The following is an 18,912-nucleotide window of genomic DNA, read 5'->3' on the forward strand; positions in this document are numbered from 1 at the left end:
TTGACCTTATTGGTTATTTTCTAATGGCTGATTTTCTTCCATCTCTTCTAACACTTCACTATTTTGTAATTCAACTTGCCCTTTTTGACTACTTATAATTTTAACAACTGGATTATCTAGTGGACCTTTCACAGAGAAATCGACACGCACAATGGTGTCAACAACAGGCTCAAGTAATTTAGTTAACATTAATACTGCCGCTCCTGTTAAGGGGTTAATCGCAAACGCTGCTAGTACTGGCAAACTAGATGTTACTGCAGGGCTATAACTAAAGAGATAATTTACATTTAAGTTAGGGAGATCAATTAAACCCTCACCAGAAATTTTACCTGCGGAGCCTGTTAGATAATAATCATCACTTTTAAACAGACCATTGGTGATATTGGCAGAGAGTGTCATTTTGTCAAAACCTAATCCTTTTGAAAATACATTGCCAAACTCTAGGTTCAAACTACGGCGGATCCCATCAAGACTAAAGAAGCTTAATAGTCGTGCGCCTTTATCATTCACTTCTGTAATTAAGCCGTTATCAATTTCTGTGGAAAGTGCACCATTTAAAGAATCAAAATTAAACTGCCAAGGAGCCCCAACCCAATTTAATGCCCCACTAAGCTCTCCTTTCTCATAAGTCATAGGACCGGTATAACCTAAACGACGAACAATACTTGTTTCGCTATCAGAGCGACTATCTAGAATGATATTCGTACGGCGCTGATCCCAAACACCAGAAATATTAGTGAAGGACTCTTCCTCACCTAATTTTAAGTAATCAATGGTGTAACGAGATTTACTAGGAAATACATGTGCTTTTAACGACGATAAATCCATTTTTTTATAGATACATTGTTTACACTCTAAAAATATTTCAGGGTAATCTTTACGCAAATTATCACTATGTCTAATTAATACTTCTTTATTTGGATCCTCGAAAACCGCTTGTGCTGTGTCTATATCAAAGGACTGAAAATCCATTTTTTCAATATTAATATCGTAACGATTTGGTGTGCCTTTGCGGTATTCGATGTTTGACTGGAAATTATCAGCCTTTAAATTTATATCCCAACGATTACCTGTATGTTTAAATTGAGAACTTAAATTAACGAGGGGTTGTTCAAATAAATCAGCATGTTTGATATCAACATAAATAGCATCAATATCAATTAAAGAATCTTGTGTTTTCTGTTGGCTGTTTGCTGTTTTCTTATTCATTAACGTTGTTAATGTTTTTGCCCAAGGCGTCAAATCAATTGAAGCTTCATTAATTCGAATAATTTGTTTTGTTTTATCAATCGGCGCCTTGATATTGCGGCCTAATCCAAGATAAAAATAAGGTAGGCTTTTCTTTTCTTTTTGATAATTCAACTCACCGAGTGAATTGATTGTGCTATTAAATTTAGCATCCCATGTGGTTGCTCGCTGATCACCTTTTACAACAATGCTTGATGGCCATGATTGCAGTGTATTTTTGTAATAAGGAGCAGGCAGATTAACTTTTACCCCTTGTAGTTGTGAAGATAAATTAACGCCAAATTGATAACCACCAGCAAATATTTGTGCAAAGTCGACATGGCCTTGCCAATCTAATTTTCCACTTAAATGTAATGCTGATAATTCACTATGGTAACGACTTAATTGTGCCATATTCCAATTTCCAGCAAGATCAGCTTTAAGCTGATATTTATCTTTTAACTCTTTAGTAGAAAATGAAAAATTAACGGGCTGATTAAATAAATTTGCCTGTAAATCTTCTGCAATTAAATCGCCATTAACAAAGCTAAAACTGCCTGTCACTTTTTTTAACGGCATAATTAAGTCACTAGCTAACTCAATATCAATGTCATTATCTAATAAGTTTATTGTACCCGTCGTTTCTGTTTGCTGTTTTTCTCGGTTAAAAGGAATAGTTAATACAAGATTTCCAGCTAAATCATCATCAATACGGATAATGTCTAATGCTTTACCCACACTATCTTTTAGCGGTGATTCACCAAGATATTTTGAAATATACTGCGCTTTATCATTAATATCAGCTTTGATGGTAAGAATGCCATTTGGATTTAAACCATCAATTTTTCCAGATAAAGAATCTACTGTAATTTTGCCTAACTTAGCTTTTTTACTCTCCATGATGAGATAGTCATTTTCAAACAGTAGATCTAAATCTAAATCTGTTAATCCCTCCCATTCTCCATAGAAATCATATTGTGCATTTTTTAATGGTACCCAAGCTTGAAAAATACCATCATGTTTTTGATATGGATAATCAGAAAAAGCACCATACCAAAGAATTTTGGCCCCATTAACAACCCCTTTCTGTAATGTAGGTTGTAGGTAATCAAAAACGTCATTACCCATTGCTTTAATAGGTAAATAATATTGTGCTTTTTTAGCATCATTTAAAGAGGCATAAGTATATAAACTCAAAAATGGACTACGATCTGAGGCTTTTTCACCAGGGAAAAATAATGAAAATTGCGTGCGGCTATCAAGGTCATCTGTTACTAATACACTGTTATCACTGATTAGCTCGAAACCATTTTCATCATTATGCCAACTTAATTCAATATCCCCCTTTTGCACTGGCATAGGACGACTAAATTGACCATCAAAATAAATTTTCTGAGGGGCTAGCTTGATGCTCGCATTCCCTTTTTCAACATTACTAGTAATTGAAATATCAGCATTACTAATACCAGGAATTGCGCCTAAAGGTTGATTATTAAATGCATCAACATTCACTTTAACAGTAAACTGACCAGGGTCATCAACCATTAAATCAATTTTACTTAATTCACCGTCAATTTCTAATTGTGTGATTTTTTTAATATCAGGTTCAGGTAAATGCGAAAAAAGAAGTGCAAACGGTAATACAGAGTTTAAATTAACTTTTTTTAAGTCAAATTGACCGATATTGCCAATCTCACCAGAACCAGTTATCTGCACACCAGTCCACGGAGTATAGTTATGCTCAATATCTAAATTATAAGTATCAAATAACCAATGCTTATCTTGATAAGAAAACTGCAATATTCCATCATTTATTTTCCAGTCATTTGTTCGCTCTAACATTGACCAAGAAATTTCCGAATGTCCCCATTTTAGTTGTAAGTCTTTCGGCCCATTAAAATCAAATGTTCCCCATAATTTAAATGAGACAACTGCTGAGGTTAAGGCCGCTAATGGGTTAATTTGTGGCTTTAAATAATCGATCGCATTTAAATTATGTGCATTTGCATAGAGATTACCAATCAATTGATCATTACTACCTTTAGCATCACCTTTAATATCAATGACAAAATCTAAAGTATTCTTTTGGTCTAAGGTGTCTAATAACGAAGCATGTCCAACACCTTGGTGATGGTCTCCATCGTTTAACCAACTTAAATCTTGAATAAAAATAGTTTTATTTTTATAAAGATGATCTGTGTAGTTAATGGTGCTGTCTTGAATTGAAAAAGAATTTAAACGAGAAAGAAAGATATCTTTGAGAGAATCAAGTGTGACGGCAGACTGTTCACCTTCAATATTATCAAGATTGTAATAAGGCTTTAAAACTAAATCAGCCCCCTTTAATGAAATATCATTAAATACGACTTTTTGTTGCTTAATACTATTTAAAAAGTCGACATGTAAAAACAAATGATCTAACTGCAATTCAAATGGTAAGACTTTTGCATCAACAAAATTAACATCAGTCAAAGTAACAACCAAACCAGAAAAATCAATACCGGCAGATATTTTATCAATACTAACGTTAATATTATGTTCTGTCGCTACCCACTTAATTAATTGCTCTTTGTAACCGTTAGCACCGGTGATCACAAAACGCACTGCAGTCACGAGTACCGCAATGATAATTAATTTAACAGCAATTAACGCCCACAGACGTTTTAACCATTTAAAAACATTTTTTTTCAAGATAAATAACCCACCAACACTCCCTCTTTATAACCTGCATTTTTACTAATAAACGATCTAATGTACCCAGTACACTAGATCGTTTATTAATTGTAATTACATTACATCATCACTACATCAAATTGCTCTGGTCCATATAAAGGTTCAGCATGGATTTCAACACGCTTTTGCATAAATACAATCAATTCACCAAGGTTATGAGATTCGTCACCTTCTAAGGCTTCTGCTACAGCAATGGAGGTATAAACAACAAATCGATCAACATCATAAGCTCTGTCAACACGTAAGATTTCTCTTAGCACTTCATAACACACAGTTTCAACTGTCTTAACATAACCACGCCCGTTACAAGTTGTACACTCACCACAGAAAATATGCTCTAAGCTTTCACGAGTACGCTTTCGCGTCATTTCAATTAAACCTAATGGAGAAAAGTCATTAATATGTGTTTTGACACGATCTTTGGCTAAAGCTTGCTCTAAGCTGTTAAATACACGACGTCGATGATCAACTGATTTCATATCGATAAAATCTAATATTATAATGCCACCTAGATTACGTAATCTTAATTGTCTAGCAATGGCAAGCGTTGCTTCTACGTTAGTATTAAAAATGGTTTCTTCAAGGTTACGGTGCCCGACAAAAGCACCCGTATTAATATCAACCGTCGTCATTGCTTCAGTCTGATCAATAATTAGGTAACCACCTGATTTAAGTGGCACTTTACGCTCTAAAGCTCTATGTACTTCATTTTCAACGTCAAACAAATCAAATATTGGACTGTTACCATCATAATATTCAACTTTACCTTCTAACTCAGGTACAAACTCACTACTAAAGCTAGATAATTCTTTAAAGCTAAGCTTAGAATCTATTCTTACTCGGTCGATTTCATTACCCACAAAATCACGCAGAATACGAAATGCTAAACCAAGATCTTGATATAAGAGTTTGTTTTTAGACTGTGTACGTTGTTTACGTGTTAATACTTTACGCCATACTCGTTGTAAAAAAGCAGCATCATTTCTTAACTCTTCTTCAGGTGCACCTTCAGCCGCGGTACGAATAATAAAACCACCTAACTCATCCACACAAGATTGAGTGATCTCTTTCAAACGATCTCGCTCTGCAGCACTTTCAATACGCTGTGAAACACCAACATGTTGGCTATCAGGCATAAAAACAAGATAACGAGAAGGTAAAGTAATATCTGTCGTTAGACGCGCACCTTTAGTCCCTAAGGGATCTTTTACAACTTGCACGGTAATGTGTTGGCCTGGCCTTACCAAAGTTGCAATATCTGCTACCTTGAATTTCGCTTTTTCCGGTGCAGCAACACACTCCGTATGTGGCACAATATCTGAGGCATGTAAAAAAGCAGCTTTATCCAAACCAATATCGATAAACGCAGCCTGCATACCAGGTAAAACTCTAGTTACTTTACCTTTATAAATATTACCGGCAATACCTTTGCTAGCCTGTCGTTCTATATGTAATTCTTGTAATACTCCACCTTCAATCAACGCAACACGCGTTTCTGTTGGTGTAATATTCATTAGTAGTTCCACTGACATCTTATAATCCTTTAAAGCTTTTAATCAGTTCAGCTGTTTCATAGAGGGGAAGCCCTACCACAGCGCTATAGCTACCTGAGAGTTGAGTTACGAATTGCCCAGCAATTCCTTGAATGCCATAACCACCAGCTTTGTCTTGTGGTTCTCCCGTTTCCCAGTAGTCCGAAATTTCTTGTTCTGTTAATGCTTTAAATGTCACTTCCGTAGTGACTAATTCTACTTGTTGTTTTTTTTCATGCACTAACGCTATTGCTGTTAAAACGTAATGCGTATTGTCTGATAATAAAGCCATCATTTGCTGCGCATGTTGTTTATTTTTAGGTTTTTCCATCACCACACCAGCACAAACAACAATCGTATCTGCACCTAACACTAATCCTTGTCGATCACTATTAAGCCAACCTGCCTGCGCTTTTTCTAATGCGAGGCGTTGTACATATTGTTCACTACCTTCATCTGCTTGTTTGGTTTCGTCTATCCCTGCATTAACTCGTTCATATTCAATATTAATCTGTGATAATAACTCCCCTCGTCTAGGAGAGTTTGATGCTAGCCATAATTTCATTTGTTTAAATCACCTTAAATCGAATACGTAAATAACGCATGAACAAAAAGAACCATGGCCAAACAATCATTGAAGTAAAAATCGACCAAAAGTAGTGCCGATGTAAGACTATCTCTTGCATACTTGAAGCGATCCAGTACAAGGTGACCTTAGAAATAAAAATAAAAAGGCCTACTAACAGAGTGGTTTGTACTAATGTGAAGTTACGAAATCGTTGGAAGTTAATACTAGTAAAATAAGCTAATAACGATAATAGTAATGCATGCATTCCTAGTACGGATCCTAATAACAGATCCAATAACAAACCTATAATAAATGCATGACCTATATTAACTCGATGCGGTAAAGCGATGATCCAATAAAATAATACTAAAATAACCCAATCAGGACGAAACGCATTAAACATGATCGGCAGTGGAAAAATAGCAGCCACTAAGCAAATAAAAAATGAGAAATATATTATTTTGTAACTATTGAACAGGGGCATCTAACACTTCCGGTGAATCTAACGTTAAATCTGCACCGGCTAATGGATCATCATTCCATAATAATAATAAATAACGGCTTCTATCTAAATCGGCTACAGGTGTTGCAGTCACTGTGGCATACAGCTCACCTTCTTGGTATTCAAAACGGCTTATTTTGGCAACAGGATAACCAGCAGGAAAACGTCCGCCTAAACCTGAAGTGACTAATAAATCACCTTCCCTAATATCGGCATTACTCTGCACAAAAGGAACATTCAACTTATCCCACGCGCCACTACCGTGCACAATTGCAACTGCATCATTACGCTGTACTCGTACCGGAATACCATGACTGGCATCAACAATTAAGATAACTCGACTAGTGGTGCTACCAACTTGTGAAACTTGTCCAACAACCCCTTGTTCATTAATAACAGGCTGACCTAAATACACGCCATCTGATGCACCTTTATCAATTAATAATTGATGGGTAAAAGGATCTGAACGTAAACTCATCACTTCCGTGATCATACGTTTGTATTTAAACTGTCTTTTAGAATTTAATAATTCACGTAGTTGTTTATTCTCACTTTGTAATTGCCCTAATAACAGGCGATCAGCTTTTAAGTGTAAGTTTTCTTTTTCAAGTTGTTGGTTACGCTCTAACAAAGCTTGTCTGGTCATTAAATTTTCAGATAATGAACTAAACATTTTTTGTGGCGCATCGGCAACATATTGAATAGGAGAAACAATTGAATTTAAATAAACACGTGCAGATGCAAAAAGCTTAAACTGACTATCAGCAATCAATAAAGCGACACAACAGGCTACCACAATGGATAGCCTTAATGTAAAAGAGGGACCGCGGGTAAAAATTGGTTTCATGGGGGTTATCTTTGACTCTTAGCGCAACAATATAGCCGCGCTATCGATATCAATCTCCGTTAAAGACATCACCACCATGCGTATCAATCATCTCTAATGCCATGCCGCCGCCACGAGCAACACAAGTAAGAGGATCATCAGCAACAATGACTGGAATACCAGACTCTTCAGATAACAAACGGTCTAATTCGCATAATAATGCTCCACCACCTGTTAATACCATGCCTTGTTCTGCAATATCAGCAGCTAGCTCTGGTGGTGTTTTTTCTAAAGCAGCCATCACTGCTGAAACAATACCACTTAGCGGCTCTTGTAATGCTTCTAGTATTTCATTGCTGTTTAATGTGAAGCTACGAGGAACACCTTCAGCTACATTAACACCACGTACTTCAATTTCTTTAATATCATCAATTGGGTAAGCAATCGCAATAGTATGTTTAATACGCTCTGCAGTAATTTCACCAATAGTACAGCCGTAGTTACGACGAACATAATTGATGATGGCTTCATCAAATTTATCACCACCAATACGTACTGAAGCTGAATAAACGATACCGTTTAAAGAGATAACAGCAACTTCTGTCGTACCGCCACCAATATCAACTACCATTGAACCTTTCGCTTCTGATACTGGCATACCAGCACCAATTGCAGCAGCCATTGGCTCATCAATTAAAAATACATCTCGAGCACCCGCACCCATTGCAGATTCACGAATTGCACGTCGCTCTACCTGCGTAGAACCACAAGGAACACAAACTAAAACACGTGGACTAGGACGCATAAAGCTATTGTTATGCACTTGCTTAATAAAATGTTGTAACATTTTTTCAGTAATATAAAAATCTGCTATCACACCATCTTTCATTGGTCTGATTGCTTGAATATTACCCGGCGTTTTACCTAACATAAGTTTTGCCGCTGTACCTACAGCCGCAACTCTTTTGCCATTTTTATCCATTCGGATTGCAACCACTGAAGGTTCATCCAATACAATACCTTGGTCTTTAACATAAATAAGGGTATTTGCGGTTCCTAAATCGATCGATAAATCGTTAGAAAACATACCTCGAAACATTTTAAACATGGACATTTCCAAAAAGCGAATAATAGTAATCTGCGTACTCTATCAATACACAAAAAATACAGCAAGAAAAGAAAGTGAAAAGCGCACTTAAACCGCCATACAATGAGATGAATGACTATTTTTAGTTATTCATTTGCTGTAATTTGAATAACCTAACTTTATTATTTGTAATTTAACCAGCAAATACCCTATCTTCTGGATACCTTAATAAAGTCGGTTTCGCTCTCGCAAGCATATAAGCTAATGTTAATGGTCCAATACGACCAATGACCATGACCACGACCATAATAAACTTACCGGGTTCAGATAACTCAGCCGTTAATCCCGCAGAAACACCTACAGTCGCAAAAGCAGAAACGACCTCAAACATAACAATAGAAAAATCAGCTTGCTCTGTGAGCATTAATAAAAACATGGAAATGACCAAAACAATCATACTAACGACAATAATAGCTAAACATTTAGTCACCGTCGTCCAAGCAACACTACGTTTAAACATCACAACATGACTTTGTTGACGTAAAAAAGCCCATGTCGCAACCATAGCCACCACAAAAGTAGAAACTTTAATACCACCACCAGTAGAAGTAGAACCTGCACCAATAATCATTAATATCAACATCACTAAAAAAGCAGGATGACCAAATTGACTGATATCAACACTATTAAAACCTGCTGTACGCGCCGTTGCTGATTGGAAAAATGCGGCTAGCCATTGACTCCCTAATGGCAAATCCCCCAAAGTACCTGGATTATTACGCTCTAGAAACCAGAATAAGATGGTCCCGATTAATAATAAAATCGGTGTTGCCGTTAACATTATTTTACTGTGTAAATTTAATGCACTAAAGCCTCTAGAGGCATTACGACGAATATCAGATACAACCGTAAAACCAAGACCGCCAAAAATAAACAACCCTGCAATTGTAAAGATAACCCAAGGGTCGCCAACAAAATCAATCATACTGTTACTAAAGAGTGAAAAACCAGCATTGTTAAAAGCAGAAATAGAATGAAAAAGTGCATAGAAAAAACCTTGTGCCCATCCCATCTCTGGCACCCATCTTGAGGCAAGTAACAACATGCCAATAAACTGAGCAACTAAAGAAAAAACAATAATGTGCTTAACTAATCGATGTAAATTTAAAGATCCACTTTGTCCTAATGCTTCTTGTGTAACACTCCGTTGACGTAAACTGAGGCGTAAACCAAACATATATAATAAAATAGCGGATAGAGTCATTTGCCCTAAACCACCAATTTCCATCAATAGCATCAACAGTATTTTGCCTTCAATAGTAAAGTGGGCGCCTGTATCAACAACACCAAGCCCAGTTACACTAATTGCGGAGGTCGCCGTAAATAAAGCGTCCATAAAACTGAGACCAGAAACAGAAAAGAGAGGGAAGGTTAAAAGAATGGCAGAAGGGAACAATATTCCCAGAAAACTAAACAGGATGATTCGAGGTTCAGACCAGCGGCGTTTTCCATCTGCATTTTTGAGATCAATACTATTATTCTTATTATCTAAAAACTTCATAGCAGTCTGATTTTTTCCTTTAGGACTTCTTCCTCACCCGCTACAATTAATATATCGCCAATTTCTAAGCTAACGGAAAGATCTGGTTGGTCATAAATAGTCGCCCCTCGTTTGTAAGCAAGTATTTTAAGTTTATTGCTTTTAGCACAAGGATGCTCATCAATTCGCTCGCCCAAATGCTTACCACCAATAACGACTTCAGCAATAGCGAGGCCACTACCTAGAGCTAAAAAGTCAAAGACTCGACGATCTAACATACTACGTGCAATACGGATCCCCATATCTCGCTCAGGGCTAATAATACGGTCGGCACCAATTTTGTATAATATTTTTGCGTGGAATTTATTCTTTGCTTTAACCCAAACCGTTTTAGTACCCATCTCTTTTAATACTAGAGTGGTTAAAATACTCGTATTAATATCATCGCCAATGGCAACCACAACAATGTCATATTCATCTAATTTTAATTCTGCGACAGTATCTTCAGAACTACAATCAGCAATAATGGCATGAGATGCTTTATCTGCTGCCAATTTAACGCGCTGTTCGTCAATATCTAGAGCGAGTACCTGTGCGCCCTGCTCCATTAACTCTTCACATAACGCTAAACCAAATCGCCCCAAACCAATTACAGCAAATTGCTTTTTATCTACTTTCATAGTGAAAATCACCTTCACATTGTTTTAATTAAATCAATTAATTCCGATTACATTAAATATGTTATCTACATTTTGCGCTAAAAAAACAGTTCGATTCAAGGTGTCAATTGACGTAAATGGCAGTTCCCTTTACGAAATCTACAACGAGGAAGTGAACGGTTTTAACTAGTAAAATAGATAAACTATTTATTGTGATTGGTATCATCAACTATAAATACCACTAAAAGTACTAGGCAACAAATATGTTTATCAATTAATGCAGCGGTATCTTATACCTGTCACTTTATACCTAATATGAGTTAACTCAATAAATAGCGATAAAAAAACCTACAAAAGTAGGTTTAAAGAAATCATAAAAAATACTATTAAACAGTTAGATACTGACTGATGCTAATTTTTCAAAATAATCAGGAAATGTTTTAGAAGTACATTTTGGATCATTAATCGTTACCGCTGTATCACTTAAAGCAACCAATGAAAAACACATTGCAATACGATGATCGTCATAGGTATCGATTTCTGCATGTTGTATTTGTACGGGCGCAGTCACTTCAATAAAATCATGCCCTTCAACTACTTCAGCACCTACTTTACGAAGTTCCGTCGCCATTGCATATAAACGGTCTGTTTCTTTTACACGCCAGTTATAAACATTAGTGATTTTAGTTGTGCCTTCAGCAAATAAAGCAGCAACAGCAATGGTCATCGCAGCGTCAGGAATATGGTTCATATCCATATCAATGGCATTCAATTTACCTTTGCTCGCTTTAATGTAATCATCGCCCCATTCAATGTTAGCGCCCATTGCCTCGAGTGCATCAGCAAATTGAATATCACCTTGTACTGAGTTTTTACCAATACCCGTCACTTTAATGCTACCAGCAATCGCACCAGCGGCTAAAAAGTAAGAAGCTGATGATGCATCCCCTTCTACTAAATAATGACCAGCGGCTTGATAAGTTTGCCCACCTTTAATAACAAAGGTCTGATATTCACCATTAATATTGTCAACTTCAACACCAAAGTCTTGCATGATTTGCAAAGTGATCTTGATGTAAGGTTTTGATACTAACTCGCCTTCAATTTTAACCGTAGTATCTTCTGAAGCCATCGGAGCAGCCATCAAAAATGCCGTTAAAAACTGACTTGAAACACTACCATCGATGGTAATTGTTCCACCTTTAAGACCAGTACCTTTAATTTTTAATGGAGGATAATTTTCATCTTTTAAATAGGTAACATCAGCCCCCGCTTGTTTAAGTGAATCCACTAATGAACCAATTGGACGTTCAAACATACGAGGCTCCCCCGTTAATGTGTACTCGCCTTCACCTAAACATAACGCAGCACATAACGGGCGCATTGCCGTTCCTGCATTACCTAGAAATAATTCGATTTCACCTATTTCACTCGTATTAAATGCACGACCTAAACCTTCAACAACACACTGTTTTTTATCATCAGATAATTGATAGCTAACACCTAGTTTTTTTAATGCATTTAACATATGACGAATGTCATCACTGTCTAATAAGTTAGTTAACCTTGTTGTGCCTTTTGCTAAAGCAGCTAACAATAATGCGCGATTTGATAGGCTTTTAGAGCCAGGTAAATTAATTTCGCCATCGACTTTTTTAATCGGGTTTAATAATAACTGTTCCATTATATTAGCTTCTCTTATTGCAAGTTTAAAACGCTAGTCAGCGCTTGTTTAAATCGTTGGTTTTCAGATTCAGTACCGATACTAACACGTAGATGTTGTGGTAAACCGTAACCCGTAATAGGACGGACAATTACCCCTTCATGTAATAATGCTTGATAAACTTCATCACCCGTTTTCTTATCACATGAGCTGCTAACATTTACCGTAATAAAGTTACCCATTGATGGAATATATTCGAGTTTATGCTCAGTAAAGAAAGCACATAAATCTGCCATACCTGCATTATTCAATGCCACACTATCCGCAAGATATTGCTCATCTTTTAAAATAGTTTCAGCTGCTTTTAACGCTAAAGCATTACAATTAAATGGCTGACGAACACGATTTAACAGATCTGCGATATCAGGATGTGAAATACTGTAACCAACACGTAAACCTGCTAACCCGTATGCTTTTGAAAAAGTACGAGAAACAATTAAGTTAGAGAACTCACTAATCCATGCAATCGCATTACCACGACGATCTGTAGCAGCGTATTCAAAATAAGCTTCATCTAAAACCACAATGACATGACTTGGTACTTTAGCTAAAAACTGTTTTATTTCATCCTGCTCTAAAAAGGTGCCCGTAGGGTTATTAGGATTCGCAATAAAAATAAGCTTGGTATTGTCAGTAATTGCAGCAGCCATCGCTTCTAAATCATGGCCATAATCTTTTGCTTTAACCACAATAGCTTTTGCACCAATGGCCTGTGTTACGATTGGATAAACAACAAAAGCATGCTCAGCAAACATCACCTCGCTACTACTATCAACAAACACACGCGCAATGATCTCTAATAAATCATTTGAACCATTACCTAACGTCACTTGGTTAATATTAACTGAATATTTATTAGCTAAAGCTTGTTTAAGATAAAAACCATTCGCATCAGGATAACGCGTCAATTCAGTTAATTCTTTTTGCAAAGCAGCTTTAACTGTTTCACTCAATCCCAACGGATTTTCATTCGAAGCAAGTTTTACAATATTTGTAATCCCTAATTCGCGCTCTAATTCATCTGTTGGTTTACCTGCTTGGTATGGGTGCAATTTTTGCACACCTGTATTTGCCAAGCTTAAAAAATTATCACTCATGTTTTTTCCTTACCGCAACCTTGCGTACTTTAAAACACACCTTGTCATTGTGAATGTAGATACTTTTACATAAGGTGAAATGATACCAATTTCATTAAACATGCTGTCTTAGTCAGTAAAACAGACCAGTTATTTACTGCAATTAGTATTTGATGCTATGCATATTTCTTTTCAAACACAGCCATGAAATCAACTAATGCTTGAACACCTTCAATCGGCATCGCGTTATAAATACTCGCGCGCATTCCACCTACTAATTTATGACCTTTTAATGTTAATAAACCAGCTTCTTTAGCTTCAGCTAAAAATATTTCATTTAAACTGTCATCAGCTAATGTAAAGGGAATATTCATTCGACTACGAACACTTGCATCAACATTGTTGGTATAAAATGATGAGTTATCAATAGTGTTATATAACAGTTCAGCTTTAGCGATATTACGCTTTTCAACTTCAACCAAACCGCCTTGTGCTTTTAACCATTTAAAAACTAAACCAGCTAAATACCAAGAATACGTTGGTGGGGTGTTATACATTGAATCAAAATCAACTAACACTTGATAATCAAAAATTGATGGGATGGCTTGACGAGCATGTCCAATGAGATCTTCACGTACGATCACAATCGATAAACCTGATGGACCAATATTTTTCTGCGCACCAGCATAAATAAGTCCAAATTTTGAAACATCAATTGGACGAGACAAAATCGTTGAACTCATATCAGCAATTAATGGCACAACACCCGTTTCTGGTGTATCAAAGATTTCAATGCCTTCAATTGTTTCATTAGGGCAATAATGAACATAAGCAGCCCCAGCATTTACATTCCAATCTGCACAAGGTTTAACCGAAATTTTTCCTTGTTCGGTGGTTGTCATGATGTCTGTTTCTTTAATACGCGCATGCTTTTTCGCTTCAATAACAGCAGATTTTGACCACTGCCCAGTTAAAACATAATCAGCATCTAATTTATCACCTAATAAATTAAGTGGCACTGCTGCAAATTGACCACGACCACCACCATGACAAAATAAAACTTTATAATTATCAGGAATTGCCATTAACTCGCGTAAATCAAGCTCAGCTTGTTTTGCCATTGCAATATATTCAGGACTACGGTGACTAACTTCCATTACCGAAACACCCAAACCTTGCCAGTTACAAAATTCATTTTGTGCCTGTTGCATTACCGCTTCAGGTAACATCGCAGGACCAGCACAAAAGTTATATATTTTTGTCATTGTTGTATCTCTTAAAAGAAAAGTGATGTTTGTGAAAATAAATTGTATTTTAACAAACAAAATAGTTGCATCACTTAAAACAAAATAAGCGGCTATTCGCCGCTTATTTAATTATGATTAACTGTTATTCAGGTGTTTCAGTTGCTTTATCATCTGCATTATCTACTGCTTCAGATTGCTCTTCTAACTCACTGTTTTCAAGAGTTGAAGGTAACTCACCTTCTTCGCCTTCATAAACAGGCTCGTCTTTAATTTCATCAATACGTTGTAATGCAACGATTTTTTCATCTTCAGCAGTGCGGATCAAGGTAACACCTTGTGTATTACGTCCTACCACTGACACCTCAGAAACACGAGTACGTACTAGCGTACCTTTGTTAGAGATCAACATGATTTCATCGTTTTCATCAACTTGAACAGCACCAACTACTTTACCATTACGCTCACTCACTTTGATTGAGATAACACCTTGAGTTGCACGGCTCTTAGAAGAATAATCTTCTAATGGCGTACGTTTACCGTAACCATTTTCAGTCGTTGTTAAGATATGACCTGTCGGATTAGGAACGATTAATGAGACAACTTTACCGCCTTCATTTAATTTAATACCTCGAACACCCGTTGCTGTACGGCCCATTGGACGAACACCTTTGAATTTAATCTCAGGGTTACCGTTTTCGTCTAATACAAGATTACCATCTTCATCAGTCACTTCGCTCTCTTCAGCTTCTTTAAAGCGAACTACTTTACCAGCATCAGAAAATAGCATGATTTCACTATGACCATCGGTTAATGCTACGCCGATTAGCTCGTTATCATCATTTAAGTTAATTGCAATCAGACCACTAGAACGTGGACGACTGTAAGCACTTAATGCTGTTTTCTTAACGGTACCGTTAGCTGTTGCCATAAACACATATTTATCATCTTCGTATTCACGTACCGGTAAGATAGCCGTAATACGTTCGCCCTCTTCAAGCGGCAAGATATTCACAATCGGACGACCACGTGCTTGACGAGATGCCAAAGGCAGTTGGAATGTTTTCAGCCAGTACAAACGACCACGAGTAGAGAAACAAAGGATCGTATCATGTGTACTTGCCACTAATAATTTTTCAATGAAATCTTCATCTTTCATCTTAGTCGCAGCTTTACCTTTACCACCACGACGTTGTGCTTCGTAATCAGATAGTGGTTGGTACTTAACGTAACCTTCGTGAGAAAGCGTGACAACAACATCTTCTTCAACGATCAGATCTTCCATACATAAATCAGATTCACTTTCAGTGATTTCTGTACGACGAGGATCTGCAAAGTTATCACGAACTTCTTCAAGTTCTTCTTCAATCACTTCCATCAAACGAGCAGGACTTTCAAGAATGAATAATAATGCAGCAATAATTTCTAATAGCTCTTTGTACTCGCCTAAGATTTTTTCATGCTCAAGGCCAGTTAACTTATGTAGACGTAAATCAAGAATCGCTTGCGCTTGAATTTCAGTCATAAAGTATTGATTATCACGAACACCAAATTCAATTGCTAAACCGTCAGGACGAGCTGCATCAACACCACTCGCTTCTAACATTGCAGCAACGCCGCCTAAATCCCATCCACGTGCTTGTAATGCTAATTTAGCTTCAGCAGGAGTTGGAGAGTGACGAATTAAATCGATAATAGGTTCAATGTTTACTAATGAAATAGCCAAACCTTCAAGGATATGTGCACGGTCACGTGCTTTGCGTAATTCAAATACAGTACGACGAGTAACCACTTCACGGCGATGTAGAATAAAGGCTTCTAGCATCTCTTTTAGGTTAAATAGTTTTGGCTGACCATGGTCAAGTGCAACAGCATTGATACCAAAGGTAACCTGCATTTGTGTTTGTGCGTAAAGGTTGTTTAAAACAACTTCGCCCACTTCACCACGTTTAACTTCAACCACCATACGCATACCGTCTTTATCAGACTCATCACGTAAAGCACTAATACCTTCAATTTTTTTATCTTTAACAAACTCAGCAATTTTTTCAATCAAACGAGCTTTGTTAACTTGATATGGTAGCTCATGAACAACAATCGTCTCACGACCAGTTTTTTCATTAACTTCAATGTCCGCTTTAGCACGAACTTTAATTTTACCACGGCCTGTATTGTAAGCATCGATAATGCCTTTACGGCCATTAATAATACCCGCTGTTGGGAAATCAGGGCCTGGGATATGTTCAATCAATTCATTGATCGTAATATCTTCATTTTTAATTAATGCTAAACAAGCATTAATGACTTCACCCAAGTTATGTGGTGGGATATTCGTTGCCATACCAACAGCAATACCAGAAGAACCATTAATTAATAGGTTAGGAATTTTAGTTGGCAATACTTCAGGAATAAACTCTGTACCATCATAGTTAGGTACGTAATCAACAGTTTCTTTTTCTAAATCGGCTAATAATTCATGTGCCAATTTCTGCATACGGATTTCTGTGTAACGCATCGCTGCCGCGCTATCGCCATCAACAGAACCAAAGTTACCTTGGCCATCAACTAGCATATAACGTAAAGAGAAGTCTTGCGCCATACGAACAATTGTATCGTAAACCGCTGTATCACCATGTGGATGGTATTTACCGATAACATCACCAACAACACGTGCTGATTTTTTATAAGGTTTGTTCCAGTCGTTACGTAACACGTTCATCGCAAATAAAACACGACGGTGTACTGGTTTAAGGCCGTCACGTACATCGGGCAATGCACGACCTACGATCACGCTCATTGCGTATTCAAGATAAGAATTTTTTAATTCATCTTCAATATTAATTGGAGAAACGTCAGAGGCAAATTCGCTCATAGAAACTTAAATCCTTAATTTAGTGGAAATAGACTGAATTTAGTAAGGGCTCGATAGTAGCACAAATGCCTATTCGAAAAAGGCTTTTAATTAGCAAAATCACGTCAGAATCGTTTTATGGGGCAATTTGAGGTATTTATCAAATAACCGGTCATTTTTTAATCACGCATAATTTTTATTAAAAAACGCTTAAAATCGCAAAATAAAATCCCCCATCTATATTATTATCACGTTATAATCAGCGTTCTCAATTTCACCAGGTAATAACATGTCTGAAAATACACTCTCTGCAAAAAATACAACTTCACAAGCTAATGCATTTGAATCCAACGTAGATCAACAAGAAATTGAAAAGTTCTCAGCGATGGCTGAGCAATGGTGGGATCTAGAGGGAGACTTCAAACCTCTTCATTTGCTTAATCCAACACGCCTTAACTACATAGAAGAAGGTGTTGATGGTTTATTTGGCAAAAAAGTCGTTGATGTTGGCTGTGGTGGCGGCATTCTAGCTGAAAGTATGGCAATTAGAGGTGCAGAGGTAATAGGTATTGATATGGCACATGCATCATTACAAATTGCTCGATTACATGCTTTAGAAACACAAACCAAGATAAGCTATGAAATGACCACAGCTGAAAATTTTGCACAAGCACACCCAGCACAATTTCATGTTGTCACTTGTATGGAAATGTTAGAGCATGTACCCAACCCAGCATCAGTGATCCAAGCCTGTTGTGATTTAGTCAAACCCGGCGGTAGCGTTTATTTCTCAACCATTAATAAAACATGGAAAGCTTACCTGATGATGATTATAGGTGCAGAGCATGTTTTAAAATGGGTTCCAAAAGGCACACATGAATATGAGAAATTTATTCGCCCTTCTCAATTACTCGCGGCAGTTGATGCAACGCAATTACATTGTGATGATTTATGTGGTGTGGAATACAGTCCATTTTCGAATAGTTTTAAAGTAACAAAGAATGTTGATGTGAATTATATGTTGAAGTGCACAAAAGCGGTTTAAGTTCTTCTTTTTGGGCGTAGGATTCATCATACTGTTTTTTAAAGGTTTTTCGTTTTCATCTATCGTTGCTATGGTCCTCCGTGGGAATGCATATTTTTGTATTGACTCGTCTGTGCTCATTGAGGTTGTTTGATATTCGGTCTTTTTCAAGACAGTTGGCATTTATTAGCTTTGGCTTTGCCCTTTCGGCGACCAAACCAAGACAGGATTAATCCTGCGCCCCAAAATATAACCTTTACGCTTTGGTTAAAATACAGAAATTAACAAGTGAATACTCACAACACAAAACCTTGAACAAT

Annotated in this window: 13 protein-coding genes; 1 reads left to right on the forward strand and 12 read right to left on the reverse strand. The window is 36.9% G+C overall.

Annotation, left to right across the window (positions count from 1 at the left end):
- Positions 1-6: 6 nt before the first annotated feature.
- From E2R68_RS08635 to gyrA, 12 genes are all read right to left on the reverse strand, one after another.
- Positions 7-3,918: a YhdP family protein gene (locus E2R68_RS08635; protein ID WP_134277295.1), complete on the reverse strand. Its 3,912-nt coding sequence runs from the start codon at positions 3,916-3,918 to the stop codon at positions 7-9.
- Between the two features lie 101 nt (positions 3,919-4,019).
- Positions 4,020-5,492, reverse strand: coding sequence for a ribonuclease G (gene rng, locus E2R68_RS08640; RefSeq protein ID WP_134277296.1), 1,473 nt, complete (start codon positions 5,490-5,492; stop codon positions 4,020-4,022).
- Position 5,493: 1 nt separating this feature from the next.
- Positions 5,494-6,057: a Maf family protein gene (locus E2R68_RS08645; protein WP_134277297.1), complete on the reverse strand. Its 564-nt coding sequence runs from the start codon at positions 6,055-6,057 to the stop codon at positions 5,494-5,496.
- A 4-nt stretch (positions 6,058-6,061) separates the two neighbouring features.
- On the reverse strand, positions 6,062-6,544 hold the full coding sequence (gene mreD / locus E2R68_RS08650) for a rod shape-determining protein MreD (RefSeq protein WP_134277298.1): 483 nt from the start codon (positions 6,542-6,544) through the stop codon (positions 6,062-6,064).
- Positions 6,528-7,409 (reverse strand): rod shape-determining protein MreC, encoded by an 882-nt coding sequence (mreC, locus tag E2R68_RS08655; protein ID WP_134277299.1) that lies wholly within the window; start codon positions 7,407-7,409, stop codon positions 6,528-6,530. The genes mreD and mreC overlap by 17 nt, the downstream gene beginning before the upstream one ends.
- Before the next feature lie 49 nt (positions 7,410-7,458).
- Complete coding sequence (locus tag E2R68_RS08660) at positions 7,459-8,496, reverse strand: rod shape-determining protein (RefSeq protein ID WP_134277300.1); 1,038 nt, start codon at positions 8,494-8,496, stop codon at positions 7,459-7,461.
- Between the two features lie 172 nt (positions 8,497-8,668).
- Positions 8,669-10,036: a TrkH family potassium uptake protein gene (locus tag E2R68_RS08665; RefSeq protein ID WP_134277301.1), complete on the reverse strand. Its 1,368-nt coding sequence runs from the start codon at positions 10,034-10,036 to the stop codon at positions 8,669-8,671.
- Entirely contained in the window at positions 10,033-10,695 is a 663-nt protein-coding gene (locus E2R68_RS08670; protein ID WP_134277302.1) for a potassium channel family protein, read from the reverse strand. The genes E2R68_RS08665 and E2R68_RS08670 overlap by 4 nt, the downstream gene beginning before the upstream one ends.
- Positions 10,696-11,068: 373 nt before the next feature.
- The gene (gene aroA / locus E2R68_RS08675; protein WP_134277303.1) at positions 11,069-12,358 is read right to left on the reverse strand and encodes a 3-phosphoshikimate 1-carboxyvinyltransferase; all 1,290 of its coding nucleotides are present in this window, start codon (positions 12,356-12,358) and stop codon (positions 11,069-11,071) included.
- A 14-nt stretch (positions 12,359-12,372) separates the two neighbouring features.
- Positions 12,373-13,494, reverse strand: coding sequence for a histidinol-phosphate transaminase (gene hisC / locus E2R68_RS08680; RefSeq protein WP_134277304.1), 1,122 nt, complete (start codon positions 13,492-13,494; stop codon positions 12,373-12,375).
- Between the two features lie 155 nt (positions 13,495-13,649).
- On the reverse strand, positions 13,650-14,738 hold the full coding sequence (serC, locus tag E2R68_RS08685; RefSeq protein WP_134277305.1) for a 3-phosphoserine/phosphohydroxythreonine transaminase: 1,089 nt from the start codon (positions 14,736-14,738) through the stop codon (positions 13,650-13,652).
- 124 nt (positions 14,739-14,862) lie between these two features.
- Positions 14,863-17,589 carry a DNA topoisomerase (ATP-hydrolyzing) subunit A gene (gene gyrA, locus E2R68_RS08690; protein ID WP_134277306.1) on the reverse strand — a complete coding sequence of 909 codons (2,727 nt, stop codon included), beginning with the start codon at positions 17,587-17,589 and terminating at the stop codon, positions 14,863-14,865.
- Between the two features lie 268 nt (positions 17,590-17,857).
- Here gyrA and ubiG point away from each other — a divergent pair, with 268 nt between their 5' ends.
- A complete protein-coding gene (gene ubiG, locus E2R68_RS08695; RefSeq protein ID WP_134277307.1) occupies positions 17,858-18,613 on the forward strand; it encodes a bifunctional 2-polyprenyl-6-hydroxyphenol methylase/3-demethylubiquinol 3-O-methyltransferase UbiG in 756 nt (251 codons plus the stop codon).
- Positions 18,614-18,912: the final 299 nt, after the last annotated feature.

The sequence above is a fragment of the Psychromonas algarum genome, assembly GCF_004376845.1.
In the GTDB taxonomy this organism is placed as follows: Bacteria; Pseudomonadota; Gammaproteobacteria; order Enterobacterales; family Psychromonadaceae; genus Psychromonas.

Coding starts and splice junctions, on each gene's coding strand:
- rng (WP_134277296.1), bottom strand. CDS start 5,492: ATGTCAGTGGAACTACTAATGAATATTACACCAACAGAAACGCGTGTT.
- E2R68_RS08645 (WP_134277297.1), bottom strand. CDS start 6,057: ATGAAATTATGGCTAGCATCAAACTCTCCTAGACGAGGGGAGTTATTA.
- mreD (WP_134277298.1), bottom strand. CDS start 6,544: ATGCCCCTGTTCAATAGTTACAAAATAATATATTTCTCATTTTTTATT.
- mreC (WP_134277299.1), bottom strand. CDS start 7,409: ATGAAACCAATTTTTACCCGCGGTCCCTCTTTTACATTAAGGCTATCC.
- E2R68_RS08660 (WP_134277300.1), bottom strand. CDS start 8,496: ATGTTTAAAATGTTTCGAGGTATGTTTTCTAACGATTTATCGATCGAT.
- E2R68_RS08665 (WP_134277301.1), bottom strand. CDS start 10,036: ATGAAGTTTTTAGATAATAAGAATAATAGTATTGATCTCAAAAATGCA.
- E2R68_RS08670 (WP_134277302.1), bottom strand. CDS start 10,695: ATGAAAGTAGATAAAAAGCAATTTGCTGTAATTGGTTTGGGGCGATTT.
- aroA (WP_134277303.1), bottom strand. CDS start 12,358: ATGGAACAGTTATTATTAAACCCGATTAAAAAAGTCGATGGCGAAATT.
- hisC (WP_134277304.1), bottom strand. CDS start 13,494: ATGAGTGATAATTTTTTAAGCTTGGCAAATACAGGTGTGCAAAAATTG.
- serC (WP_134277305.1), bottom strand. CDS start 14,738: ATGACAAAAATATATAACTTTTGTGCTGGTCCTGCGATGTTACCTGAA.
- gyrA (WP_134277306.1), bottom strand. CDS start 17,589: ATGAGCGAATTTGCCTCTGACGTTTCTCCAATTAATATTGAAGATGAA.
- ubiG (WP_134277307.1), top strand. CDS start 17,858: ATGTCTGAAAATACACTCTCTGCAAAAAATACAACTTCACAAGCTAAT.